This is a genomic window from Sphingomonas sp. LR55 (assembly GCF_036856015.1).
GTDB lineage: Bacteria > Pseudomonadota > Alphaproteobacteria > Sphingomonadales > Sphingomonadaceae > Sphingomonas.
Genome location: NZ_JASPFO010000001.1, coordinates 3,242,750 through 3,268,037, shown reverse-complemented (window position 1 = coordinate 3,268,037; position 25,288 = coordinate 3,242,750). Strand labels below are relative to the sequence as shown.

Here is a 25,288-nt window from a genome sequence, read left to right as displayed (position 1 = left end):
GTCGTCGCTAGGTACTAGGGATGACGGAAAACCCTGTCGCCATCGCAGATGCGCGACAAACGGGTTAAGCGGCGAAGGGCTGCAACGATCATGCCGCTGTGGTTCCTACCACGGTGTCAGCTAACGAGCAGACCCGGTAAGAGCTGTTCGGCCTCAGTACGGCTGAACAAGCCCGAAGCCTGAGGTTTAACCCCATGAGTTCTAGCGAAATTGCCAACTGCGCGCCGGTACAAACCTAATTTTCGGCTCATCTCACTCGTGCTGATATACCTTCGGGCTAATTCATGGGCCGTATCCATAGTTATCTCCCGAAAAGCGGGACCGGGCCCAAGCAGGAACTCCGAATGGCGACTAAAATGCGGGGGGCTGATGTTCATCATTTCAGCAAGGTCGGATTTTGTTACCATGCAGCCGCTCCAATCCATGCCTTCGGTCTGCTGAAAACATTCGAGTAAGAGAATGCTCTCAGATCTAACCGTTATACGTTGCGCCAATGGCTCGTCCCCATCAACCGAGCTTGCCGCCAAGTCGCCCTCCGCAATCGCTTCAAGCACTCTCGCCCAGGGCTTTGAATAACCGCCAATCCCCCGCATTGCCTCTGTAAGCCTAATTGGATACTCCCCTTTTGACGGGCTTAAACGGCGAGACAACTTGCCGTGGAAGGCCTCCAAACTGTCTCGGCACACTGCGAGCTGCTGAGAGTCTCCACGGCCCGGCGGTACGGATGCAACTGCTACCAAGCCGAGATGAGCCAATTCGCGGATAGCGTACGTCGGCGTACCGAGCATCTCGGCGGCATGAACTAAACGCCGGCGAGTCTTTTTGCGGGTGAGCATTGGCGCCACCGCTTCTCGATCGACGAGAACCTGCAACCTGATCCCGTCGAGCGCCAGGAACGAAGGCAGCTTGCCCGCTTTGCGCATTTCGAAAAGGGTTGGCCGGTCCGCACCGGTCAATTTCGTCATTTCCGCGATGGTAACGCCACTTGAGCGTGCGGCCCGGCATCGCTCAACGAGTTGGGAAAGAACCTTCTGGACGACAGGCGACAGTCGCGGATCGTCGCGATCGCACAGCACTCGATAAAATGCTTTGCGGGTACTCCCACCTTTCTCGCGACCACCGACGTTAAGCTTTTCGGCGACATGCTGCTCGATCGCGCCAGGCCAGCCAGCTAGAAAGGGCCATGTCGCTGCAAGGGCCGGAACGACATGGTTCCGGGCGCTGTCGAGACAAAGCGATCTGTCGCCGAACAAGGAAGTCACCCGCCGGTCGACGACTGGAGCGAGCGTGCAAGCGAGTTCGAGCAGATGTCCACCGTTCAACTCGGCCAAATCAGGTGGCAGATGACACCGGGCGATTCGTCGCCTGTCCGGGTCATGGTGTATCAAGCCGACGAGCATCCCGAGACATTCACGCAGGTTTTCGGGCACTGGTATTGCCTGGGCCCGCGTAAGTGGTTCTGCGCAATAATCACATAGGTCGATGCCTGCGGTGCGTCGCCAGATCTGACGGCGACGGCAGGACGGGTTCGGACAGTGCTCTTCAAGATACTCCCATGTTTCAGTGCATATCGGGAGTTGGCGGACCTGCCATAGGCCACGATGATGCGCGGACATCGACAATGCCTTGGGTGAAAAGCGCCTGTAGGAAAATTGTAGAAATTCCCGAGGTACGACCGTCCCGAAGAGATTGAGCATTCTTGCATCGGGTGACCATAGCGGGGAATGCAACCGGGTGATTTCAGGACTGACCCCCAGACAGTCGGCAAGGATTTCCAGACCCGTATCGTCGCAGAAGGAGGCATGAGGGCGGTCCGATTGAATGTCACCCGTGACCTCGGTGATCTTCGCCATTCGCGGCATGTGATGAGCCGCCGCAACGCGCGCGACATAGCCATCCAACGATTCCCCCGGGATTATCGGAAGGACGCGCGTTACGCGCCAAGGCGAAAGAGCGGTGCTCATTGCCCAGCCTGCCTGAGAAACGGGTTGCTCAGGCAGAAATCACGGGGGATGCAGTAGCTATCGACTGCCTCTGCCAAATCGTTCCGATCGATGGAGCCCCGGCCATCGTGCAGGGCAACCGCCATGGCGGCACGCACGATCTTGCAGATGCGCCGCACCCTGCCCGCCGATGCTTCCCAAAGCGGTCGCGCAATACCCTCGTGCGTAAGACCCGACAGGCAAGCCAGAATGCCTGCATCCACCATCGCATCGTCCAGATCGGCCAGGAAGCTTACGAAGAGGGCGCGGTCTCCTTTCGTGTCCCAGCGTAGCGGCGACAGATCGATGTCATCGTCAAGCCGCTCCATCAATTCAGGTACTTGGGCCAGGACCGAACCGGCATCTTCCGAGCCGACAAAGGCTACCGGCGCGATACCAGCGTCCATGATCTTTTCGCGGATTGCCGTGGCGATCGAACGGCTCATTCGAGGTCTACGTGCGGCGCGGTTGAACTCATCGAAGACGACGATCTGCACACCGCAGCGTCGCATCTCAGCGATCGCTCTTGGCCAGCGCGCCTTTTCGGTGCCAACGTCCGGCCTAGCTGCTCCGAGAGCCTGCAGGATTGAGGTTGGCAGGGAGTCGGTCGTCCCTGCCCCAGCTGTCTCGACATGGAGCAACGGTTTGCAGCCCTCGTCGGCCGATATTTCCAGGAGACGGCGAAGTGCAACGATGGACTCGGTTTTGCCGCAACCATGGGGCGCGACAATCATGGCTCCCCCGCAAGAAGCGTGTGCCGGACGGCCTATCGCTGCAATGCGCATTTCATCAAGCGCTGCAACAACCGCCGTCTGAGGTGGGTAATCTACGCGAATGGCATCAAACCGCGCCTTGGCCTTGCCGACGCGGGTGGCTGCGCTGGCGGTCGTCTCCTGCTCGGGGGCAGAGCTGAACCGTTCGGTCATTGGTACCCCCTTGGTCATAGGCAGCCGGCGCTTGCGAGCCGGGGCGTCGAGTTCGATTTGCCCCGTCGCAGCATGCTCACGGCGACGTTCGAGCGCCGATTTGGCCGGTTTGGTACGCGGATCAGGTCGTGATGAGAGGATGTCCTGGTCGAGCGAGGTCAACCGTGCGCGGTCATTGGCGATGAAATCGCCAAGCGTTACCGAAGAGGGCGTCGCTTGAACCAGATCAACGATGTTTCCTGTAGTTTGCCTTATGCGTGGCACTTCGATGAGGGTGGCCAGGCGCTTTCGTGAAGCTGCAAGGTCGCCAGGGCTGATGTTACGGATAGCGTCAATGAGATGCCCGCGGGCGTTCATCCGCTCCTCCTGCGTGTTGAACGCCAACCCCTGCTTTTGCGCCTCGCGTTCGATCTGCTCGTGCAGCCACAAGGGCATGCCGCTGCTGTATCTCTCATCTGCGCACGTTAGTTCGACATATTTGCGGGTCTTGCGATTCCAGACATGGATGCGACTGATATCCATACTGTCGTAGCGGAACTCGACGGTCGCGGTGGCATCGCTGCGCCGCTGGCGGCGCGGCTCGATGGGCACGAGGTCGCGCAACAGTTCCGGCACCGCCTGAATCTCATGATAGCGCAGGTTAAAGGCGCGGATGCCGGAGGGAGAAAGCTGTGCGCCGGAGCGTACCTCCATCACGTCGCGTGAAAATGATGCAAAGTCCGCGAAGTCGTTGATGCCGAAGCGATTGATGTCTCGTTCGAATACCAGCGCGGGCTGCTGGCTACCCAGGCCGTCATGCGGCTCGACATTGTACGATGCTATGATCTGGTTCGCGATCGCCTCCAGCTCATCGAGCATGACGATGGCTTGAGCCTCGGCGTCGTAACCCCAACGTCTGGCATCGTTCAGCGTTAATGCTCGCCCTGGCAGCAGACGGGTTGTCTGATCATTCAGGGTTTTGATCGCACGCTCGCCGATCGCTCGGTAGGTTGGCTGCTTGATCGGGCAGAACCGAACGGAAAATCCCGCATCCCGCGCTGCCGCTTCGAGCGTGTGGCTACGAAATTCGACGGCGTTATCGAGGATCAGGCAGCCCGGCTTGCCGCAAAGCATTGCAAGAACCGGATATCGGCTTGTCATGGCCGGCGGGGGACGTTTGGGCAGCACGATGCGCCGCAATATCTCGCTGACCGACCATCGGCACGGATCTTGGAAGGTGATAAGATGGCCAACGATGGCGCGACTTTTGACGTCGATAGCGAGTGTCAACCACGGTCGTCCAAGAACCATCTGAAGGGCCGGACATACGACATGTACGTCGAGCCAAGTGTGATCCACTATCACATACTGCATGACGAAATCAGCCGCGAGCGGCTTGCCCGCTCCTAACCAATCCTGTTTGACCGCCTCTACCTCTATGGAGGTGGCCAAGGTCTTGTCCGACTCTAGTTCGTTGAAACGGCGTCGCACGGTGCGCTCTGAACAGACCTCAAAAGGCTCGTGCGGCTTGTCAATGGATGGGTGACGCCCGTCATTCACCAGATTGAGCTGATAGGCATAATCGGCATGGATGTCCGCGACGTTGCGCCCCGCCTTCCTGCCCTCGAGCACGCATGTCCAGAGGAGCTGCTGATCGATGCTGCCGTTGGGCGAACGAAGGATGCGCCTGCCGGACAGCGGAACCATGTGACGAGGATGGCGATTTCCGATGGTGCCGCGGTTCTTTCGCCAATTCTTCACCGACGATGCAGAAGGTTTTTGTCCGAATTGATGGGCCAACTCGGGCGTCCAGCAATCGTCGAGGGCGGCCTCAATAGCGCCGATGCCTTGCGGAACGCCCCGTTCGTCCAGCATCTGGCAGGCAGTCGCCATGCGCAAAGCGCGGGAAGAGATCGCACCCGCCTGATCGCGTGTCCATTCTGCGCTATCGTTGTAATTGCGGATTGTGTCGGATGAACGCGGTGTCCGGGTCACAGCATCTCCACCGTGCTGCATCAGCTGGAATTGCTCGACGGTCGGCAATTCGAGCGATCCGTCCTTCTGCTCGTACTTGAGGATCTCGCCCGTGATCAGGTGGGTAAGCTGGACCCGGCCGTGAGCATAGGCCGGATGATATTCGGCTCCGCGAACATCGACGATCGCGCCGGGAGAAAAGCGGATGTGCGCCATGGAATTTTAACCTTTCGGGACGCGCCAGGAGGTGGCCGGCATCGGAACGATGCCGGCGACAGGCGCTTCGGATCGAGATTGGATCGTGGCCCAGACCATTGAGGAGATTGGATCCCGGGCAGACACCGCCGCCTCAGTGAATGGTCACCGGCGTAGTATCCAAGAGCGAACGGGTAAGGTCGATTTCAATGCGCCGAGCAACCGTCAGCGCCTGAATCACGGCTTCGCCGGTGCGGGGGCAGTTAGGCGCGATCGCTTTGGCGGCGCTTCCGAAGGTAGCATTCGTGCCCACCAGCCGTTCGTGAGCTTCCAGACGCTCCAAATGCTCCGGTAGGATCGTCACGAACCTGCGTGAACAAAACATCATTACATTGCGACGATGAACGAGGCTGTCCCAGATCTGGTGGCGGAGGATGACCTTGAACCGGATGCCGCGCTCATCACAAATTTCATGAACCGCCGTCAGCTTCGCGCGATACTCCGGATCGGCAAGATCACGCTCATCTCGCTTGATCTCTATAAGCGTGACGGTGCCATCAGGTGCAACCAGCTCGACGTCGATGGTGTAAACCTGCTTTTTGCCTCGCCGCGTGAATTCAAAGCGCACAGATTCTGACGCGACCCGAACCACCGTGAACTCCACCTCGGCGCGTGTCAGGAAATCGTACTGCGCCGCACCCTGCCAGTGGAGAACACGTCCGGCCTTACGGCTTGTGTACCAGCCATTTTCATGCGTGAGTCCGCCGTTGAAGGTGCGCAGCGCGCCGCCATCGTCAGCCCGGATCATCCGCACATGATGCGCATCGCTATGTTTGTCGCGGGTGAAACTGGCAATCGGGGCGCTATTAGCACTGGATGCTGGGTCTGCCACGTAAGCATGGCCTGTGGTTTTGAATGTCATCGATCGTTCCTTCCATCTCGCAATCGGATGCGATGGACGTGAGGGGGCATGATCCGGGGGGGCCGAACCTTGACAGGTTTCACGGAATGAAGGAGATCAGGGGCAGTAAGGTCCTTGATCTTCTATGGGCCTCGCTGGTTGCACCCGGCGGGGCCTTTTCATTTCCGTAGCTTGTAATAGTTCCGCGCGTTCGCGCGGCTATCTGCTACGACATCATCGATCACCTCCGGCTGGTTGCGGATAATTCGCAGGCCAGAGCTGGGCAGGCGTAAAGGCTGCCGCTGCGGCGATGGCCTCTTCCACCCGGCGCGAGCGCACGAGGCCTTTGGAAACTCTGGTGACAGTGCTGGGACTGACGCTCAAATCACGGGCGATCTGCGACAGCGAAGTGCCACGGCGCTCCAGCGCCCATTTGATGTGCCCGTGCCAATCTTCGCCGCCCATTGTCTGCCTCACTGGGAAGTCGTTTGCGCCAAGTCGCAGCGGCGCTTTGCCCTCACGACCCACAAGCGATTTGAATCATGAAACCATGCGTCCGTCAATTAGTTATGGTGTCAATATAAATGGCCAAACTGTTTACAAGTGTTGACGAAAATATATTTCGTAACCCTTCTCTGATATATTCGCTTTGCGATATCTTCAAATTAAATCATCATGTTTTATATTTTTCATCAGTGGTAATAACTTTGTAATGTGATTAAGTACTACGCCAGTAATCACATGTGCTTATAATTGTATTCTGTAATATTGCCTCGGCGCCGAGCATCAAATTGTCCGCTTGCAACGCATATTAAACATGACAACCTGGTTCTTGGAAGCATCTGAAAAATTGATTTTCGAGACGCTCTCGACCTGCCTAAAGTCGATGCAGACACGGCCTACTGGTCACAAGTCAGTATCATGGGAAGCGGCTGCACACGTCGCACTTAGCCACCAATCCTGGTGGAAAACGGAAGGGCCGCTTTCGGCGCTGAGGTGGTGTAAGCGGCCGTTCGTTCACCCGCGGTGGTACAGCAGCAGCTTGTCCTAGAAGTGGACGTTCGACGCGGGCTGCCTTGATGCTGAAAGCCGTCGTTAGCCTGCTCAGCTCACCGGCGTTCGCTGCTGGGTAGCCTGCCGGATCCTCGAGTCTATAGAGACGGAGAGCTCGACTATGCCGGTCTCGAAACGATTTGTTCGCAGAATGGCTGGATAGAGAGGGCGCGCCGACGCGGCTAAAAATTTCGCACGTCCCTAAAGATCTTGAAGATGCGTAAGATGCCATACATTATGTATGACATGATTGACGAAGCAAGCACCATTTCAGCGGCCCAATGTCGGGCGGCACGCGCACTTTTGGAATGGAGCCAAGAGCAATTGGCGGTCAATGCCCGCGTCGCACGGCCAACCATCGCCGACTTCGAGCGCAGCACCCGCTTTCCCATGCGCAACAATCTTCTTTCGATGATCAGCGCTTTCGAGGCAGCCGGCATCGGTTTCATCGCGGAGACGGACAGCGATGGGGCGGGAGTCCGGTTTCGTCACGTCGAACTCGAGTATAGCAAGTCGCTCAAGGTGCGGGGCGACGATTTGGTCGTCGCGGCCAAATATCGCGGCGTCCGGATCGATATTGTCGTACCCGCAGAACTGCTCGACGACATCGATCGCACGCCAGTCGGGACGGTCGAAACCCGGCGCCATTCGGCACAGGAGCATCTGCATCAATTGCTCGTCGCAGCCGAACGTCACTTGCAGCGGACCGGGGCGGGGGGCGCAGAGATTGTTCTGACGGTCGGCGATTTTCCGGACGGTACATTCTGATGGCGAGCGTCGCGGGTACCCCGGTGGTCCGGGCTCCGATGCGCGCCGGCGGTCGGGCGACCGAGGCGGGCATGGCGTTCCAAGCCGAGGTCGCCACCTGGATAGCTGCACATATCCTTGCCCGATTGCCGATCGGTGGACGTTTCGGGATTAACAATGTTGCGCTCCCGACCGCGATCCGGCTCGAAACCGGCGAGGGCCTCGATGATATCGAAGTGACCCAGTCCGATGGAGGCGCCATCCAGCTTCAGTGCAAAACGACTGCGACGCTTGCGACCGGCGAGAAAGCGCCGCTGACAAAGACCGTAGGCCAACTTGCGCGGAGCGTCGCGGACGCCAAACAGGGCGCTGGGTTGCCCAACCTTACGAGCAATGTCGCGGTCCTCGCGGTCCATGCGCGGGCTGCTGCGACGCTCGACAAGCTTGAGAGCGGCCTGCGCGCCTTCGATCTCGGCGGCGCCTGGGACATTACGCTCGCCCAGCGTAATCTTGCGGAACTGACCGCTCTTGACGCATTCGCGACGATCGCTCGGCCGGCATGGCAGACGCACCGCGGTATTGCGGCGTCCAGTGACGACCTTGTCGACATGGCACGCATCTTCGGCGTGCGTCGCTTCAACATGGACGAGGGCGAGGCCGATTGGCGCGAAGCGTCGCGCATTCTCGGGCGTAACGTGTTTGGCGACGAGGCCGCTGGCGACGCCCCGCTCCGCGACCTCAAGGGTATCGTCCGCGCGTTGATCGGAAATGGCGCCCCGGCCGATCGGTCCGGCTTGCTGCGCGCCTTGCGGACATTGGGATATGCCGACATCGCACCGGCGGATTTCGCAGCTGATATCGCGCGTCTTGGGGCGGCGACGGATCAGGAACTGGAACGTCTCGCACTCCATACGCGCCTGCCGATCGCAGGCGGTCTCGCGCTGGCACGCGGAAGCGACGGTCCTCTGGACGCGGCCATTCAGGCCGGGTCGATGCTAGTGATCGGTGAGCCCGGTGCCGGCAAGACCGGAGCGCTCGTCGGCAGCGCAAGACGCCAGCGTGATGCGGGCGACGCACTCGTTTTCCTGTCGGTTGATCGCTTTCCCGGCGTCGCCATTGCCGCGGACCTGCAATCCGAACTCGGTCTAGGGCACCCGCTTCTCGACATTCTCGCCGCCTTTCCGGGCGCGGGGCGCAAAATCCTGATGATCGATGCGCTCGACGCCGCGCGGCGGCCCGGCCGAAGCAGTGTTCGCGACCCTCATCGAAGCGGTGAGCAGCCGGCTCGACGATTGGATCGTCATCGCGTCGATCCGGACCTTCGACCTTCGCAACGGCCGCCGCTATCGGTCGGCGATGGCGGGCGCCCCGCCGGACCCTCATCATGCCGATCCGATGCTCGCGAGTGTTCGGCACTTTCTCGTGCCGCGCCTCGCGGAAACCGATCTGAGAAACCTTAGCGGCGCGTCGTCCACGCTCGCCGACCTGTTCGCGGCTGCCCCGCCTCCACTGCTGGTTTTGCTCCACAATATCTTCAACCTGTCGCTTGCCGCACAGTTGCTGTCCGATGGCGCGAGTCCGGCGAGCTTTGGGGCGATACGCAGTCAATCGGGGCTCATTGACGCTTATGAGGACGAGCGGCTCAGTTCGACACTGATGCAGCAAGCGGCGGCGAGAACTGTCGGGGAGATGGCAGCGCGAGGCGCGCTTGCGATCCGCAAAGTGCTCGTGGCACATGCATCGCTGGATGCCGTCATCCAGTCGGGCGTGCTGGCCGAGGCCGGCGACCTCGTCAGCTTTACGCACCATGTTCTCTTCGACCATGTCGCCGGCCGCTTCTTCCTCGAATGGGATATTCCCACCCGGCTGATCGTGCAGGTCAGCGGCGACAGTTCGCGCGCCCTGATGCTCGCGCCGGCACTACGCTTTTCGGTCGAGCGGCTGTGGCGCGGCGATGCGCCGGGCCGGCCCGCGAGCTGGGCTCTTATCTGTACCATCTTCGCTGCCCCGAACATCGATCCGGTCGTCGCCAATGTCGCGTTGCGGACCGCCGTCGAAAATGTCGAGACTTCGGCCGATATCGATGGCCTCGTCGCCCGCATCGCATCCGATCCCGCCGCCGCGGGGCTGGCGACCATGCTGGCGCGCCTCTCGCGCTTCGTCGGTATCGAGATCGATACGGCCGGGTCGGTAGGGCCGGATCATGCGCTCGCCTGGGCGACCTTGGCAGCGGCCTCCATAGCCCAAGCCGATAGGGCGCTGAGCGATCCAGCGCGTTTCCTACTCCATGCCCTGTTCGACAAGGCGGACTTCTCGGATCCTGCTTTGCTTGCGGTGTTCGGAACGGCGGCGCGCGCCTTGCTGACCTTCGCTTGGGCGAGCGATCCGCCAATGCCCTCGACGGTCACCAACGCGATCCGGTTTACCGGGCTTAGCTTCGCATCGGACCCTGCGGCGTCGCAAACCCTGCTTGACCGCATCCTGCGTGAGCCGCACTTTTCGGCGCATGCCGATCAGGAGGCGACTTGGCTCGCAGAGCAGATTTTGCCGATCGCGCGATCGAAGCCGGACTTTGCCGGCGAGATATACCGCACCTTGTTCACTCAGCAGATTACCGACGACGGCACATCCTGGCTTGGCGGCGCGCCGAGCCGGATCATGCCGCTTTCGTCGAACCGCCGACAGGATTACCAGCATTGCCGCTGGCATCTCGGCGGCGCGCTGCGCGACTTTCTATCGATCTCGGTCACACATGCCACCCGCGCACTAATTGACGCGACACTGGGAAAGAGGTTGAGCGATGGCTTCGCCGAGGGTGACAGTATCGTCGTGGCGTTCCCCAACGGGACGAGCTTCGCACTCGCCGACCGCGATTACGGGATGGAAGCTTGGGACGAGCCCGACGAGGATCGGCCGGTCCAGGACGACGATATGGTCGCGCATTTCGTGAGCTTTCTGCGCGCCGCAGATCTGGATGACTATCGCGCGGCTGTGCTCGCGGCAGCCTCGGAACGAAGTTCGGGGACCGTGTGGTCCCGCATCCTCGGGGTGGGTGCCGAGCGCGAGACCGATATCCGCGTCATGCTTTGGCCCTATGCGACCCACCCCGAGTTGCTGCGCCATTCCGACACGCTTCGCGATGCTGTCCGCCTGATCGCCGCCGCTTATCCCGATCGCGATCTGTCGTCGCGGCAGGCATTCGAAGAGCAGGCACTGGCGTTCGACACATTCGAAGACGAATATGAGCGCGCGCACTGGCGGCGGACACTCAGTCGTGTGCTCGGTCTCGTGCCCGACGTGCTGATCGCGACCGACGGAATGCGCAACCTGCGCACCGAGCTCGAGGCCGGCGAGGGGCTCGAGGACAATACGCCGCTTAGCAGCTTCAAAGTCAGTTGGGGCGAACATACGGGCTATTATCGCGAGATGCTGACGCGCGAGGGCGCTGATCTCGAGAACGGTCCCGAGGGCGCCGTCCTCGCTGCGTCGGACGCATTGCATGCGCTGGTCGGCGGCACCCCATCGGCGAGCGATGTGCCGGCGCTGGCCCAACTGTGGGCCGATACGATCGCGCTGGTCGGTCAGCTTGATACGCATGGCGATGACCTGCATGACCGCATCATTCGCTCTGCCTGGGGGCATGTCTCGAACGCGGTCGAGCGGCTTGCGGAGAGCCCGGCTTATCAGCCAGGCGATGACGGCCTGCCATCGCTCGACGTCCTGATGGCATTGCTCGACCGATTGTCGGCCAGCGTGTTTCCGGAAGTGAAGGAAACACAGGCGTGAATCTCAGCTGGGGGAATTGGGACGTGCGTGTCTATGCCGCCGAAGCCTGGTTATCGCTCGCACCACGCTTTGCCGCGGAACACCCGCATATCGTCGACATGCTTGAGTCGATGGTGGCCGACCCGGTGCCCCAGGTGCGGCTGCAGGTCGCCCGCAGTCTGCAGGTGATCAGCGATGCGGCTCCGGAGCGAATGTGGGCGATCGCCTACCGTGTCGCCGCCGAGGAGCAGCATGACGGCGTGCTCGCGTCGTTCCTCGTCAGCTTCCTGCGAAAATTTACTTGGCAGGATCCGGACCATTGCGAAGCGATCGTCGAGATCGTGCGCGCGCGGCTACCGATCGTGCCGGTCGATCCCTCCAGCAGCCGCGACGGCGTGCAAAGCGCCCTCGGCGGCTTCGTCGCGCAGCTCTGGGCCGGGCAGGGGCGTCCCGCCGCCCGCGTCTGGCTAGAGGCCTGGTCCGCCGATCCGATCACCTATGGCAATCTCCTCGACAGTTACTCCTCGCAGCTGCGCGGGGCCTTCTTCCACCGCTACGACGGATCGAAGGAGGATGACGCCAGTGCCATGACCGACCGGGCGCAGGAAGGGCTCGACATGATCCTGAGCGCCGCGACGCGCGTGTCTGCCGAGCATTATGCGATAGCGATGGACGAATCCGCCGGAGCGGACGACCGGAAGGCAGCCGGCCAGGCGTATCAGATGGCAGAACGGGTCACCCACCATGCGATGAACCAACTCTATTTCGGGTCCGGCGCGCATGCCAATGAGCAGAACCCCGCCCTAGGGTTGCCGACCCACGCAGCGATGGCGCGGTTCCTTACGGACTATGCCGCGATCCTCGAACTGCTCGCGGTGTCGGGCTATCCCGCCACGGTTCATCATCTGATCGAGCTTTACGAATATCTAATCCCGGGCGCCCCGTCCGCCGTGTTCGACGCGATCCACAGTGTGTTACTTGGCTCTGCTGCGCGAGAAGGCTATCATCATGAAAGCCTTGGCAATAGCGCGGTTGTCCGGCTGATCCGCCGCTACATCGCCGACTATCGTTCGATCTTCGAGGACCAGGCCCGCCGCACACATCTCGTCGAGATCCTTCAGCTCTTCTCCGATGTGGGTTGGGCAGAAGCACTCAAGCTCCTCTACGATCTGCCTGATCTGCTGCGTTAGTTTTGGCTCGCCGCCACTCTCCCATCTCAAGACACCCCTCGCGGGCCGCAAGTATTGATGACCGATCGATCTTCCAAGGAATACTAACGATGAGTTGCCGATATTGAGAGCGAATTAGCTAGGCAGATAATTCACATCTGGATTCTGTGGCGCCTCAATTGACGAACCACCGTCTGCTTTGCACATCAGCCGGCCAAACCCTGCCTGTCGATAGTCGACCAGTTTCGGCCGTCGAGTAGCCCCTGAACCAATGACCGGATTTGGAGAAGGCTTAAGCCGCCGTGAACGTCGGCTTCTGGGTCTTAGGCGCACAGCTCCCTAATCCGCCGCATATGATCTTGTAGGAATCTCTCTCGGGGCGAAGCGCGCATTTCATCCCAGCGACTTTACCTCTTACCAGCCATCTCAGCCCCACATCCCAGAGAAACGCGGCGATCTCGAGCCAACAAGGGGAAGCACGCCCAAGGCGTACTCTTGTCACAGAGGTCCGGTTTCGGTGTCAAAGGATAAAGCGCTGGATGCCCCGTGAGGATTCGAACCTCAATAGGCGGTATCAGAAACCGCAGTCTTACCATTAGACGACGGGGCATCAGCGAGGGCGCGATCTAGGCGGGCAGTTTCGCGCTGTCAACGCCAAGATGATGCCGATCCGCCAGTTCGCTTGCGTAATCGCGCCGCCGCGCTACATTCGTTGCCAAGCACCGGGCGGGTATTTTCCCGCAGCGGCAGATATAGATAGCGAGTTTTGCGGCGATGGGGGATGTTTCCACCCGAATGCCGTTCCGGCAGGGCTCTCCTGCCCGTCCGGCGGCGACCCGGCCCGGTCGAGGGCGGTGGGCCGATGCGCAGGCGTTTGCCGCGCTGGATCTCGGCACCAACAATTGCAGACTATTGATCGCGCGACCGCAGGCTGGCGGCTTCGCGGTAATCGATGCGTTCTCGCGAGATCGTCCGGCTCGGCGAGGGCCTGGCGTCGACCGGCAAGCTGAGCGATGCGGCGATCGAGCGGACTATCGCCGCCTTGCGCGTGTGTTCGGAGAAGCTTCAGCGCCGCAACGTCACGCTCGCGCGGTCGGTGGCGACGGAGGCGTGTCGGCAGGCGTCGAACGGCCCCGCATTTATCGCACGCGCACTGGCCGAGACGGGGATCCATCTCGACATCATTTCCGCCGAGGAAGAGGCGCGACTGGCGGTGCTCGGTTGCCATGCGTTGATCGAGCCGGGGGAAGACCCCGCGCTCGTGTTCGACATCGGCGGCGGGTCGACCGAGCTCGTGCTGGTGGACACTTCGACGCCGATCCCGACCGTGCTCGACTGGCACTCGGCGCCGTGGGGCGTGGTGTCGCTGACCGAGCATGCCGGTGGTGGCGAGGGCGAGGACGGTCGCCGCGCTGCCTATGCGCGGATGCGTCAGGTGGTCGCGGACAGCTTCGCGGGGTTTGCCAGCCGCCTGCCCCGGCATATCGAACGGCCGCGGCTGCTCGGCACCAGCGGCACGGTGACGACGCTCGGCAGCGTGCATCTCGGGCTCAGCCATTACGACCGCTCGGTGGTCGATGGGCTGATCGTGCCGGCCTCCGCGATGCGGAAAATCAGCGCCGACCTTTCCCATATGTCGATCACGGAGCGCGCCAAGCTGCCGTGCATCGGCAACGAGCGCGCCGACCTGGTGGTCGCGGGCTGTGCCATTCTGGAGACGATCATGGATTTGTGGCCCGCCGAACGGCTCGGCATCGCCGACCGCGGTATTCGCGAGGGCATCCTGCGCGGATTGATGGGTTCGCCCAAGCCCGGCAAAGCCACCGGAGTCGCGGCATGAGCCGGGGCGGTTCCGGCGGGCACGTCCGCGTCCTCACCGCACGGAAGCGGACCGCACAGTCGACGCGCTGGCTCGAGCGGCAGCTGAACGATCCGTATGTGAAGCGCGCCAAGGCCGACGGCTATCGCAGCCGCGCCGCGTACAAGCTGATCGAGCTCGACGAGCGGTTCGAGTTGATACGCGGCTCGAAGCGCGTGGTCGATCTCGGCCTCGCGCCGGGCGGCTGGGCGCAGGTGATCCGGCGGCGGATCCCCAAGGCGACGGTCGTGGGCATCGACCTGTTGCCGGTCGATCCGATCGAAGGCGTGACGATCTTCGAGATGGATTTCCTCGACGACGCAGCCCCCGGCAAGCTGATCGAGGCGCTGGGCGGCGCACCGGACCTGGTGCTGTCGGATATGGCGGCGAACACGGTCGGGCATCCGCAGACCGATGCGTTGCGGACGATGGCATTGGTGGAAACCGCGCTGCACTTTGCCTGCGAGGTGCTCGAGCCGGGTGGCACGTTCGTGTCGAAGGTGTTCGCGGGCGGCGCCGATTCTGGAGCTGGTCGCGGAGATGAAGCGCAACTTCAAGACGGTGAAGCATGCCAAGCCGCCGGCGAGCCGCAAGGGGTCGGTCGAGTGGTTCGTGGTGGCGCAGGGGTTTAAGGGTCGAGACCCGAAATAGCGCAGCTATTTTCGGACAAGTCGAAAGCCCGGCCAGCGTTGCGCAGCAACGACTGACGACGCGGCTTTGCCGTGGCGCTCTACCTTGGGGTGATACCGAACGCGACGTGAGTAAGCATGTTTCCCCGCGAAGGCGGGGATCCAGACTGGGCTCCCGCCTTCGCAGGAGAACATGGGGTGGGCAGTTAGCCCGTCTGAAACTTGGCTCGTAACTCGCGTCATCGTCATCCTCGCGCAGGCGGGGATCCATATACTCAGGCGTCTGCGATCCTTTGTGAGGTTAGCCAGTATGGGTTCCCGCCTCCGCGGGAATGACGGCTTTGGGCCGGACCATCCCACGCGTGCCCTCACCCTTCCCACGGCGAAGTCGCCGCGGGCCCCTTCCCTCTCCCCTTCAGGGAGAGGGTATAGAAAAAGCCCGCGGACTTGGGTCCACGGGCTCTCTTTATTTCGCGCGCCGCGGCAAAGCCGCGTCGTCGGTCGGGCGATGCCCGCCGGCCGAGGGTGCGGCCGAGACGTGGATTAGCGAGCTAATCCACTGCCTTACCCTTCGTAATCCGCTCCAAGATTCTGGTTCCGCGGCGGCGCAGCGGCGGTAAGCCGCAGAGCCTCGGCCGAAGCGGCCAGGCTGCCGACGGCATCGACCTCGTCGTCATCGTCGACGCGAACCTTCTGCAGGCCCTGGATGACCTGTTCCTTGAGATGCGCCGGCTTGACGTTCTCGTCGGCGATCTCGCGCAGCGCGACGACCGGGTTCTTGTCGCGGTCGCGGTCGAGCGTCAGTTCGGCGCCGCCCGAGATCTGGCGCGCACGCTGGGCCGCGAACAACACCAGGTCGAACCGGTTGGGGATCTTGTCGACACAATCCTCGACGGTAACGCGCGCCATGCGGCTTCCTTCGTAACAACGATAGAATGAGAATGCGTCGCCTACGGGGGGTAGCCCGCAAAGTCAAGAATTGCGCGGATCAGCGTCCCTGGGTTGCCACCCGAGCCCCCCATGTCCATCACGCACGCCATGGACGATCCCACCGAACAGCCGACATTCGCCGTCGACGGCAACCAGATGACGCTGCTCGATACGGGTCCTCGCCGTCTCGACGCGGTGCTTGCGCTGATCGACGGCGCCGAGCGGACCTTGCGCGTGCTCTATTACATCTACGCCGACGACGAGTCCGGCAAACGCGTCAACGCTGCGCTCATCGCCGCCGCCAAGCGCGGTGTGGACGTCGCGCTGATCGTCGACGGCTTCGGCAGCGACGATGCGCCGCATGCCTTCTTCGAACCGCTCGAAGCCGCCAACATTTCCGTGTGCCGGTTCTCCGCGAGGTTCGGTCGCCGCTATCTCCTGCGCAACCATCAGAAGCTCGCACTCGCCGACGAAGCGCGGATCATCATCGGCGGCTTCAATATCGAGGACGATTATTTCGGCACCGCCGCCGAGCAGGCTTGGCGCGATCTCGGTCTGCTGGTCGAGGGACCGGCAGCAGGGCGGCTCGCCGGCTATTTCGACGCGCTGAAGGACTGGATCCACGAGCCCAAGAACAAGCTGCGCCGGCTGAACGCGGCACTGTCGCACTGGAGCGAGACCAAGGGCGCAACCCGGTGGCTGATCGGCGGCCCGACGCGCAAGCTGTCGCCTTGGGCACGTGCGGTCCGCGACGACATGCGCGCCGGGCGCCGTATCGACATCATCGCAGGGTATTTCACGCCTAGCCCCGCCCTGCTGCGGCGGCTCGACAAGGCCGGACGGCGGCAGGCCGACGTGCGGATCGTCACCGCGAGTAAATCGGACAACAACGCGACGATCGCCGCCGCGCGGTTCACCTATGCGGGGTTGTTGCGCAAGGGCGTGCGGTTGTTCGAGTATCAGCCGACCAAGCTGCACACGAAGCTCTACGTGATCGACGACGCGGTCCATATCGGCTCGGCGAACTTCGACATGCGCAGCCTGTTCATCAATCTCGAGCTGATGCTGCGGATCGAGGATGCGGCGTTCGCAGGCCATGTTCGCGGCTATATCGAGGGCGAGGTCGCGAAGTCGACCGAGGTGACCAAGGCGCTGTACCAGGCGAACACCGGCTGGCTGCAGCGGATCAAGCAGCTCGGCGCGTATTTCGTGGTCGCGGTGGTCGACCCGAGTTTGTCGCGCGGGCTGAACTTCGGAATCGACGAGTAGCGGCGCGCTCGTGCCAGCCTGCCGACCCAGTACTCCAGCCTGTCAATCCGCTCCCCGGTTACATCCCGTCACACCAGCAACCCGCCCATACTCCGTCACCCCAGCGAAAGCTGGGGTATCCCCGTTGGCGCATGCCGGGACTCGAACCGGGATACCCCAGCTTGCGCTGGGGTGACGGGGCGCCGTTGGGAGCCGGGGGTGAAGTTCGCGTTTGGGGGAATGGCGCTGGTCAGCCTATTCGGCGCCGACGGCAAAGCCGCCGTCGGACGGGTTCGGCTAATTCTAGCCGACCCGCCGGCCGGGCCTGACGCTGCGCTCCGCTATCGCTTTGCGCATCGGTGCGGACTTGGCCGCGCTTGCGTCAGTCCTTCCACGCCCAATACAGCTGTGCCGGGGCACGTTCCACCACTCCATATCGTGGTCGATCGATGTGAAATGCGGGGTCAGGAAGTCCTTCACCTTGGGCGAGAACTGATAGACCAGGAATGCGCCACCGGTGCGCAGAACCGAGTGAGTCGCGGTCGCGATCGCCGGGCCGACACCGGGGGGCAGCGTCGAGAACGGCAGCCCGGACAGCACGTAATCCGCCTTCTCGAAGCCATGATCCGCGACGATCGTCTCGACCTCGTCCGCCGACCCCAGCACTGCGAAGAAGCGCGGGTCGGTGATCGTGTGGCGCAGATACTGGATGAACTCGGGGTTCGTATCGATCACCACCAGCTTGGCATCCGCCGCCATCCGGTCGAGGATCGGGCGGCAGAAGGTACCGACGCCGGGGCCATATTCGACGAACAGCTTGCAGTTCGCCCAATCGACCGGACCGAGCATTTTCCGAATCAGCTTGTCCGACGACGGCACGATCGATCCGACCATGACCGGATGTTTCAGGAAACCGGAAAAGAACATCTGCCACGGGGACGGCACGCCGGCAGGGCGGCTGCGTGCACGCCGGGTGGCGGTGGTCGAACTGGGCATCGTGTTCCTTACGATCAGGGGTCCCGCACGGTGGCGGAGCTTTGCCCCTCCCGTCGCACGAATTCCGAACGCGTTTCAAGGGCCGCGGGTTGCATGCGGCGACGAACCGAAGTGGAAGTCGTGCGGCGACAAGTGGTTCCGGCGATCGGCCAACGCCGTTGCCAAGCCCGCGCCATCGCTTAAGCACGGGCCATGCACGATGATCGAACAGGAGAGGTGGCGGTCATTTTCGTGTCGTTTCGTAACGGCGCGGACATGAACGGTTATGCCACGGCCGCCGCGGCGATGGATGCGCTTGCCGCCGCACAACCCGGCTATCGTGGGGTCGACAGTGCGCGCGAGACGGACGGCATGGGAATCACCGTCAGCTACTGGGCGGACGACGCCGCCGCGATCGCGTGGCGCGATCACCCCGAACATGCGGCGATTCGCGATCGGGGCCGAGCGCTCTGGTACGACCGCTATTCGGTGACGGTCGCGCGGGTAGAGCGCGCGTATCAGTGGGCGCGACCAGGATCGGCCCGATGATTAGCCCAGTGACCAGCGGGGCGCCCGAAGGCCCGAAGATCGACCGCCGCTTCGCGCTGATGTTTCTCGTGATGCTGACGATCGCGGCGGGCAACACCGCGCTGCAATCGGTACTGCCAGCGCTGGGGCGATCGCTCGGGGTCGCCGACAGCGCGGTGGCGGCGGCGTTCTCGGTCTCGGCGCTGCTGTGGGTGATCGCCGCGCCGTTCTGGGCGAATCGGTCGGACAAGCACGGTCGACGTGCGATGATCCTGCTCGGCGTCGGCGGGTTCAGCGTCTCGCTGACCTTGTGCGGCGTGTTCCTGCTCGCCGGGATCAACGCCTGGATCGGCGGCACGACCGCGTTCCTGTGCTTCATCGGTGGCCGGCTGATCTACGGGACGTTCGGCGCTGCTGCCCCGCCGGCGGTACAGGCGCTCGTCGCCGGCGAGACAACGCGGGAAGAGCGGACGAAGGCGCTGACATTGCTCGCCTCGGCATTCGGGCTCGGCACCATATTAGGGCCGGCGATCGCGCCGTACCTGATCCTCGGCTCGATCGCCGGGGTCGAGATCGGCCTCGCGGGCCCCGCGTTCCTGTTCGCGGTGTTCGGCGTCGCGGTGTGGATCACCGTGCGGCGGATGCTGCCCGATGACAAGATCGTCGCCCCGCACGAGACGCACGGCGCGAGCTCGGCCTATCCCTCGATCGGCGGCGCCCCGACCGGCGCGTCGGTCGCCGCCGCCACCGGATCGCATGTCGAGCATGTCGGCTACACCGATCCCCGCATCCGCGCCTGGATGATCGCCGGACTGGTGATGGGCCACGCGCAGGCGATGACCGGGCAGGCGATCGGCTTCCTCGTGATCGACCGACTCCACCTCGCCCCTGCCCTCGCGCTCGAGCCGACCGGCATCGTCCTGATGATGGGTGCCGGCGCCGCACTGCTCGCGCAATGGGGCATCATCCCGCGTCTCAACATGACACCGCGGCAACTCGTGCTGACCGGGCTGGTGCTGGCGGCGGCGGGCACCGCGCTGACCGGTATCGCGACATCGCTCTACACGATCGCCACCGCCTATGCGCTGGCCAGCCTCGGCTTCGGCTTCACGCGACCGGGGTTCACGGCGGGCTCTTCGCTCGCGGTGGGCGCCAACGCGCAAGGCTCGGTCGCGGGCAAGGTGACGTCGATTAACGGCGCCAGCTTCGTGCTGGGCCCGTCGATCGGCGTCGGACTATACGAGGCGCAACACTCGCTGCCCTATCTGGTCGCGGGCGCGGCATGCGTCGTGATGATCGCCTATGCCTGGGTGTCGCTGAAGGATGCCAGGGACAGTTAGAACGGGTCGACCCGAAACGCATTTCGGGCGCACGCATTATCGTTACGCGTGCGCCCTCCACTCGGTCCGGCGGCGCTCGTGTTCCGGTCTACCGCCTCGCAACCGGCCGCTATTTTGCGGAAACCATGATGCAGTACAAAAGCACCGGCACGCCGATCAGCAGGATCATCAACAACAAGTTCATCTGGATAAGTCGGTTCAGCCATTTCGGCCGCTGCACGGAATGCTCGTCCGCATCCGCTTCCGAATAGTCTTCGACGATATCCATGTCGAACTTGTTGGAAAAGAAATGCCTTGGCCGCATCCGCAAGAAGGGCCGAGGTGAACGAGCGCGATCGTCTATATCCTGGCGCACCGACGGATGATCGCCGGATTTCGAGGCCGAGTCTGACATTATGTGGTTTCCGTTTACTCGAGATCATGGGCGTGCAGAGCACGGCCCAAAGGTCAGATCGAATAAAGCCCGAACTCGAACGGCCTATAGCCGCGAGCTCGGGCTAACCACGTGCGGCGAGTTGCCCGGAATGGTCGCGGAAACGCTTATGTGTCGCGGGGGCGTACATGGAAGTTACATCGGAGCCGGATGAGGTAATGTCAACGTATAGCGGCGCAGACACGGATCGCCGATGGGTAGCCCCCTCCGCCGGGAGGGGGCGCTAGTCATTCCGCACTTTTCGCGGGAAAGGCGAAACCGATGGGCTGGATCGCCGTCGCGTCCTGCTTGAGACGGGCGGCCATCTGTTCGTATTCGCGTTCGGTCTCCGGCGTGACGCTGGCGCGCGACTCCTTCAACGCGCCCTCGAAGTCGGCCATCGTCACGTCGGTCGAATCGATCGAACGGCGCAACGCCACCAGGCCGGCGCGGCGGACGACGTCCTCCAGATCCGCACCCGAGAAACGGTCGGTACGGTCCGCCAGACGATCGAGATCGACGTCGGACGCCAGTGGCATCTTCTGCGTCTGGATTCCGAGGATGCGACGGCGCCCGGCCTTGTCAGGAACACCGACATAGACGAGCTCGTCGAACCGGCCCGGCCGGAGCAACGCCGGGTCGATCAGGTTCGGCCGGTTGGTCGCGCCGATCACCACGACCGACTGCAGTTCCTCCAGCCCGTCCATCTCGGCGAGGATCGTATTGACGACGCGCTCGGTGACCTGCGGCTCGCCTGCGCCAGAGCCACGTGCGGGCACCAGCGAGTCGAGTTCGTCGATGAAGATCACGCACGGTGCAACCTGGCGTGCGCGCTGGAACAGGCGGGCGATCTGCTGCTCGCTTTCGCCGTACCATTTGCTGAGCAGGTCGGACGATTTGGTGGCGATGAAATTCGCCTCCGCCTCGCGCGCAACCGCCTTCGCCAGCAACGTCTTGCCGGTGCCGGGTGGGCCGTAGAGCAGGAAGCCCTTGGCCGGGCGGATGCCGAGCCGGCGGAACGCGTCAGGGTTCTTGAGCGGGAGTTCGACGCCCTCCTTCAGCCGCATCTGCGCGTCGTCGAGACCGCCCACATCCGCCCAGCGCACGGTCGGCGCCTGCACCATGACTTCGCGCATTGCCGATGGCTGGACGCGCTTCAGGGCGCCGAGGAAGTCCTCGCGCGTGACCGACAATTCGTCGAGCACTTCGGGCGGGATCGTCCGCTCCTCCAGATTGAGCTTGGGCATGATCCGACGCACCGCCTCGATCGCCGCCTCGCGGGTCAGCGCGGCGAGATCGGCGCCGACGAAGCCGTAGGTGGTGCGTGACAATTCATCGAGATCGACACGATCGCCGAGCGGCATGCCACGCGTGTGGATGCCGAGGATCTCGCGACGGCCACGTTCGTCCGGCACGCCGACGACGATCTCGCGATCGAACCGGCCGGGACGACGCAGCGCCTCGTCGATCGCCTCGGGACGGTTGGTGGCCGCGATCACGACGAGGTTCGCGCGCGATTCGAGGCCGTCCATCAGCGTCAGCAACTGCGCGACGAGACGCTTTTCCGCCTCGCCCGACACCTGGCCACGCTTCGGTGCAATCGAATCGATCTCGTCGATGAACACAATCGAAGGGGCTGCCTTCGCCGCTTCCTCGAACACTTCGCGGAGACGTGACTCGGATTCGCCATAGGCGGAGCCCATGATCTCCGGACCGTTGATCAGGAAGAACTGCGCGTCGGATTCGTTAGCGACGGCGCGCGCGAGGCGGGTCTTGCCGGTGCCGGGAGGGCCATGCAGCAACACGCCCTTCGGTGGATCGACGCCCAGCCGCTGGAACAGTTCGGGGTAACGGAGCGGCAGTTCGACCATCTCGCGCAACTGGTCGATCGTCTGCGCCATGCCACCGATGTCGTCATAGGTGACGTCGGCGCGGCGTGCGGCCTGCGGCTCCTCATATTCGGAGCGCAGTTCGATCTCGGTATTCTCGTCGATATGCACGACGCCCTTGGGGCTCGCGGCGATCACCGCGAGGCGGATCTCCTGGAGCGCGTACGCCGGCGCGTTCATGAACTGTTGGACGTTGGGCGGCATGTTGCCGACCCGCTGATGCCCTGCGGTCGCGACGATATCGCCCTGGCAGATCGGCCGGCCGAGGAAGGTGCGCTTGAGTGCGTTGGTCGAACCCTGAAGGCGAAGGTTCTGCTGCGCGGGGGCAAAGACGACGCGCGTCGCAGGCTTCGATTCGGCTTTCCGCACTTCGACGAAATCGCCCGAGCCGACGCCGGCGTTGGCACGCTGGAGGCCGTCGATGCGGAGGATGTCGAGCCCTTCGTCCTCCGGATACGGGCCAACTGCCCGCGCGGGCGTGTTCTGCTTGCCGAGGATCTCGATGACGTCGCCTTCGCCGATGCCGAGCGTCGCCATCAGCGCGCGGAAGGTGCGCGAGGCCGCGGCCACTATCCTCGGGACGCGCATTGGCGACCTGGATTTTCCGCGTTGGGATTTCGCTGTCGGGCATGTCGACTCCATTCGAACTCGTAGCGCCTGAGATAGGGCGCCGGTTCCGATGGTTCGAGGCCTTGAAATCGCCTTCCCGGATGGAAAACGCACAAAAAAAGGGCCGGCCAATAAAGGCCAGCCCATGAAAGTTTTTAGGAGAGGATGCCTGAAAGGCGAGGTCTTTTTGCGGCGAGACGGTTCATGTTGCAAGTGCGAAGGGATCAGCTACGATTGCGCTAACTGCAATCGTATGGCTGAATGCGTCCTGCGGTCTTTGTCACACGCGTCGAGTCGAAAGAGGAATCATGCGCAGGCTGCCGCCACTGGGGGCTATCGAGGCGTTCGTGCAGGTCGCGCGGCTGGGGTCGATCAAGGCCGCGGCCGAGGATCTGGCGCTGTCGGCGCCTGCGCTCAGCCGGCGCGTGCAGAGCCTGGAGCGCTTCATCGCCAAGCCTTTGTTCGCGCGCAGGCATCAGGCGATGGTGCTGAATGCGGATGGCGAGCGGCTGCTGGCTCAGATCGCCCCGGTGCTCGATTCGCTATCCGATGCGGTCGAATCGTTGACCAGCACGACCGAGGTGCTGCGGCTGCGGCTCGGCATCCTGCCGCTCTACGCGTCGCAGAAGCTGTTTCCGCGGCTGGGTGAGTTGCGCAACGCGCATCCCGAACTGCATCTCGACATCGATACCGCGGCGCATCTGGTGTCGCGGCTCGGCGACGGGCTCGACGCTGTGATCGCCCTGTCGCGCGAGATCGATCCAGCGTTTTACGCACGGCGGCTCGATCGCAATTCGGTGTATGTGATCGGTGCACGCAGCCTGCTCGACCGCGCCGATCCGGTTACGCGCCCCGAACAGCTCGCGACACTGACCGCTCTGGTCCACCGCGACATGCCGGATACGTTCACCGCATGGCGGCATTCGGCGGGGCTCGACGATATCGAGCCGTTGGCGATCGATCATTTCGATTCGGGCGCGCTGATGCTGGAGGCGGCCGCCCAGGGGCTTGGCGTCGCGTTCATGCACGCCAGCCATTTCCAGGACGCGAACGATCCGCGGCTGGTGCGGCTGTTCGATATCGAGGTGGAGAGCCCGTACAGCTACTGGTTCGTCTGCCGCCCACGGGCATTGCAGAGCAAGCCGGTGAAGCTGTTCCACGACTGGCTGATCAGGACCGTAGCGGAGGTCTAACCGCTACTCCCCTCCCGCTTGCGGGAGGGGTCGGGGAGGGGCGTGGCTCACTGAACGGAAGCCGGTACGTACGTCACGCCCTCCCCTAGCCCCTCCCGCCAGCGGGAGGGGAATTCAGCTCACGTAGCGCGGCTTGTTCGCTGCTATCCCTGCCCCCTGCGGTCCCCTGCCCCCTGTCCGTCACCCCAGCGAACGCTGGGGTATCCCAGTTGGGAAGCGGCGAGGCTCGAATCGGGAGATCCCAGCTTTCGCTGGGATGACGGGTGAGGTTTGGAATAGGGATTGGGAGGAAAAGGCAACGCCCGCGACTTCCTCCAAACCCGAAGCGCGACACGCTCCAACCCCGAAGCGCGTCGCGGCAAAGCCGCGCCGTCGGACGGAGCTTTGCCCCGCCGGTGGGCTTCGGCTGTCTCCGGCGCAGCTATGCTGCGCCGGAGACAGCCTTCAGCTCAGGCCGCGCGTGCCTTCACGATCTTGCCAGGCGTCTTCGGCGGCTCGCCCTTCGGCAGCGCGTCGATCAGGTCCATGCCGTCGGTGACTTCACCCCAGACGGTGTACTGCTTGTCGAGGAAGCGTGCGTCGTCGAACACGATGAAGAATTGCGAGTTCGCCGTGTCGGGCTGGTTGGTGCGCGCCATCGAGCACACGCCGCGGACGTGCGGCTCGGCCGAGAATTCCGCCTTGAGGTTGGGCTTGCTCGACCCGCCGGTGCCGTCGCCGCGACCACCGTCACCGCCCTGCGCCATGAAGCCCGGGATCACGCGGTGGAACGGCACGCCGTCGTAAAAGCCTTCGTTCGCCAGCTCGGCGATCCGCTCGACATGCTTGGGTGCGAGATCGGGGCGGAACTTGATCGTGACGTCGCCGCCCTCGAGGGTCAGCGTGAGCGTTTCTGGGGTGTCGGCCATTCATGTTCTCCTGAATTGATGCGCGGCAGATAGGGAGCCGCACTCCGACTGGCAAATGCGCACGCGTCGCGTTAGGCC

14 protein-coding genes, 1 tRNA gene and 4 pseudogenes are annotated in these 25,288 nt (G+C 63.0%); 9 read left to right on the top strand and 10 right to left on the bottom strand.

Going from position 1 to position 25,288, the window contains the following annotated elements; all coding sequences use genetic code 11:
* Positions 1–116: 116 nt before the first annotated feature.
* The 4 genes from QP181_RS15715 to QP181_RS15700 form a co-directional block, all read right to left on the bottom strand.
* A complete protein-coding gene (locus QP181_RS15715) occupies positions 117–1,964 on the bottom strand; it encodes a TniQ family protein (protein ID WP_333929114.1) in 1,848 nt (615 codons plus the stop codon).
* Positions 1,961–5,077, bottom strand: coding sequence for a TnsB C-terminal domain-containing protein (locus QP181_RS15710; protein WP_333929113.1), 3,117 nt, complete (start codon positions 5,075–5,077; stop codon positions 1,961–1,963). The genes QP181_RS15715 and QP181_RS15710 overlap by 4 nt, the downstream gene beginning before the upstream one ends.
* A 133-nt stretch (positions 5,078–5,210) precedes the next feature.
* Entirely contained in the window at positions 5,211–5,978 is a 768-nt protein-coding gene (locus QP181_RS15705; protein ID WP_333929112.1) for a TnsA endonuclease N-terminal domain-containing protein, read from the bottom strand.
* 213 nt (positions 5,979–6,191) lie between these two features.
* Positions 6,192–6,422, bottom strand: a complete 231-nt coding sequence (locus QP181_RS15700) for a helix-turn-helix domain-containing protein (protein WP_133029727.1) — start codon at positions 6,420–6,422, stop codon at positions 6,192–6,194.
* An 804-nt stretch (positions 6,423–7,226) separates the two neighbouring features.
* Here QP181_RS15700 and QP181_RS15695 point away from each other — a divergent pair.
* The 3 genes from QP181_RS15695 to QP181_RS15685 all read left to right on the top strand — a co-directional run bounded on the left by QP181_RS15695 (position 7,227) and on the right by QP181_RS15685 (position 12,712).
* A complete protein-coding gene (locus QP181_RS15695; RefSeq protein WP_333929111.1) occupies positions 7,227–7,778 on the top strand; it encodes a helix-turn-helix domain-containing protein in 552 nt (183 codons plus the stop codon).
* A gap of 1,227 nt (positions 7,779–9,005) precedes the next feature.
* Entirely contained in the window at positions 9,006–11,543 is a 2,538-nt protein-coding gene (locus QP181_RS15690; protein WP_333929110.1) for a hypothetical protein, read from the top strand.
* Entirely contained in the window at positions 11,540–12,712 is a 1,173-nt protein-coding gene (locus tag QP181_RS15685) for a hypothetical protein (RefSeq protein WP_207897053.1), read from the top strand. Before QP181_RS15690 ends, QP181_RS15685 begins: the two co-directional genes overlap by 4 nt.
* Before the next feature lie 515 nt (positions 12,713–13,227).
* On the opposite strand, the gene QP181_RS15680 is transcribed toward QP181_RS15685, so the two are convergent.
* Positions 13,228–13,301: transfer RNA gene (locus tag QP181_RS15680), tRNA-Gln, on the bottom strand.
* Between the two features lie 185 nt (positions 13,302–13,486).
* Between QP181_RS15680 and QP181_RS15675 the strand changes: the two are divergent.
* Positions 13,487–14,531, top strand: a pseudogene (locus QP181_RS15675) (Ppx/GppA phosphatase family protein).
* Positions 14,528–15,200 (top strand): annotated as a pseudogene (locus tag QP181_RS15670) (RlmE family RNA methyltransferase). Before QP181_RS15675 ends, QP181_RS15670 begins: the two co-directional pseudogenes overlap by 4 nt.
* 542 nt (positions 15,201–15,742) lie before the next feature.
* On the opposite strand, the gene rpoZ reads toward QP181_RS15670, so the two are convergent.
* Entirely contained in the window at positions 15,743–16,087 is a 345-nt protein-coding gene (rpoZ, locus tag QP181_RS15665; RefSeq protein WP_055882033.1) for a DNA-directed RNA polymerase subunit omega, read from the bottom strand.
* A gap of 129 nt (positions 16,088–16,216) precedes the next feature.
* Here rpoZ and QP181_RS15660 point away from each other — a divergent pair, with 129 nt between their 5' ends.
* A complete protein-coding gene (locus tag QP181_RS15660; protein ID WP_333929656.1) occupies positions 16,217–17,377 on the top strand; it encodes a phospholipase D-like domain-containing protein in 1,161 nt (386 codons plus the stop codon).
* 361 nt (positions 17,378–17,738) lie between these two features.
* Here QP181_RS15660 and QP181_RS15655 read toward each other — a convergent pair.
* Positions 17,739–18,352, bottom strand: a pseudogene (locus QP181_RS15655) (class I SAM-dependent methyltransferase).
* Between the two features lie 192 nt (positions 18,353–18,544).
* On the opposite strand from QP181_RS15655, the gene QP181_RS15650 reads away from it, so the two are divergent.
* Together QP181_RS15650 and QP181_RS15645 are read left to right on the top strand one after the other, a co-directional pair.
* Entirely contained in the window at positions 18,545–18,880 is a 336-nt protein-coding gene (locus QP181_RS15650) for an antibiotic biosynthesis monooxygenase (RefSeq protein WP_333929109.1), read from the top strand.
* The gene (locus QP181_RS15645; protein ID WP_333929108.1) at positions 18,877–20,199 is read left to right on the top strand and encodes an MFS transporter; all 1,323 of its coding nucleotides are present in this window, start codon (positions 18,877–18,879) and stop codon (positions 20,197–20,199) included. Before QP181_RS15650 ends, QP181_RS15645 begins: the two co-directional genes overlap by 4 nt.
* 109 nt (positions 20,200–20,308) lie before the next feature.
* Here QP181_RS15645 and QP181_RS15640 read toward each other — a convergent pair whose 3' ends face one another.
* Both QP181_RS15640 and QP181_RS15635 read right to left on the bottom strand, forming a co-directional pair.
* Entirely contained in the window at positions 20,309–20,593 is a 285-nt protein-coding gene (locus tag QP181_RS15640; RefSeq protein ID WP_277983653.1) for a hypothetical protein, read from the bottom strand.
* Positions 20,594–20,859: 266 nt separating this feature from the next.
* Positions 20,860–23,131, bottom strand: a pseudogene (locus QP181_RS15635) (CDC48 family AAA ATPase).
* Between the two features lie 286 nt (positions 23,132–23,417).
* Here QP181_RS15635 and QP181_RS15630 point away from each other — a divergent pair.
* Entirely contained in the window at positions 23,418–24,302 is an 885-nt protein-coding gene (locus tag QP181_RS15630; protein WP_132897451.1) for a LysR substrate-binding domain-containing protein, read from the top strand.
* A gap of 449 nt (positions 24,303–24,751) precedes the next feature.
* Here QP181_RS15630 and QP181_RS15625 read toward each other — a convergent pair whose 3' ends face one another.
* Positions 24,752–25,210: a peptidylprolyl isomerase gene (locus tag QP181_RS15625; RefSeq protein ID WP_333929107.1), complete on the bottom strand. Its 459-nt coding sequence runs from the start codon at positions 25,208–25,210 to the stop codon at positions 24,752–24,754.
* Between the last annotated feature and the right edge of the window lie 78 nt (positions 25,211–25,288).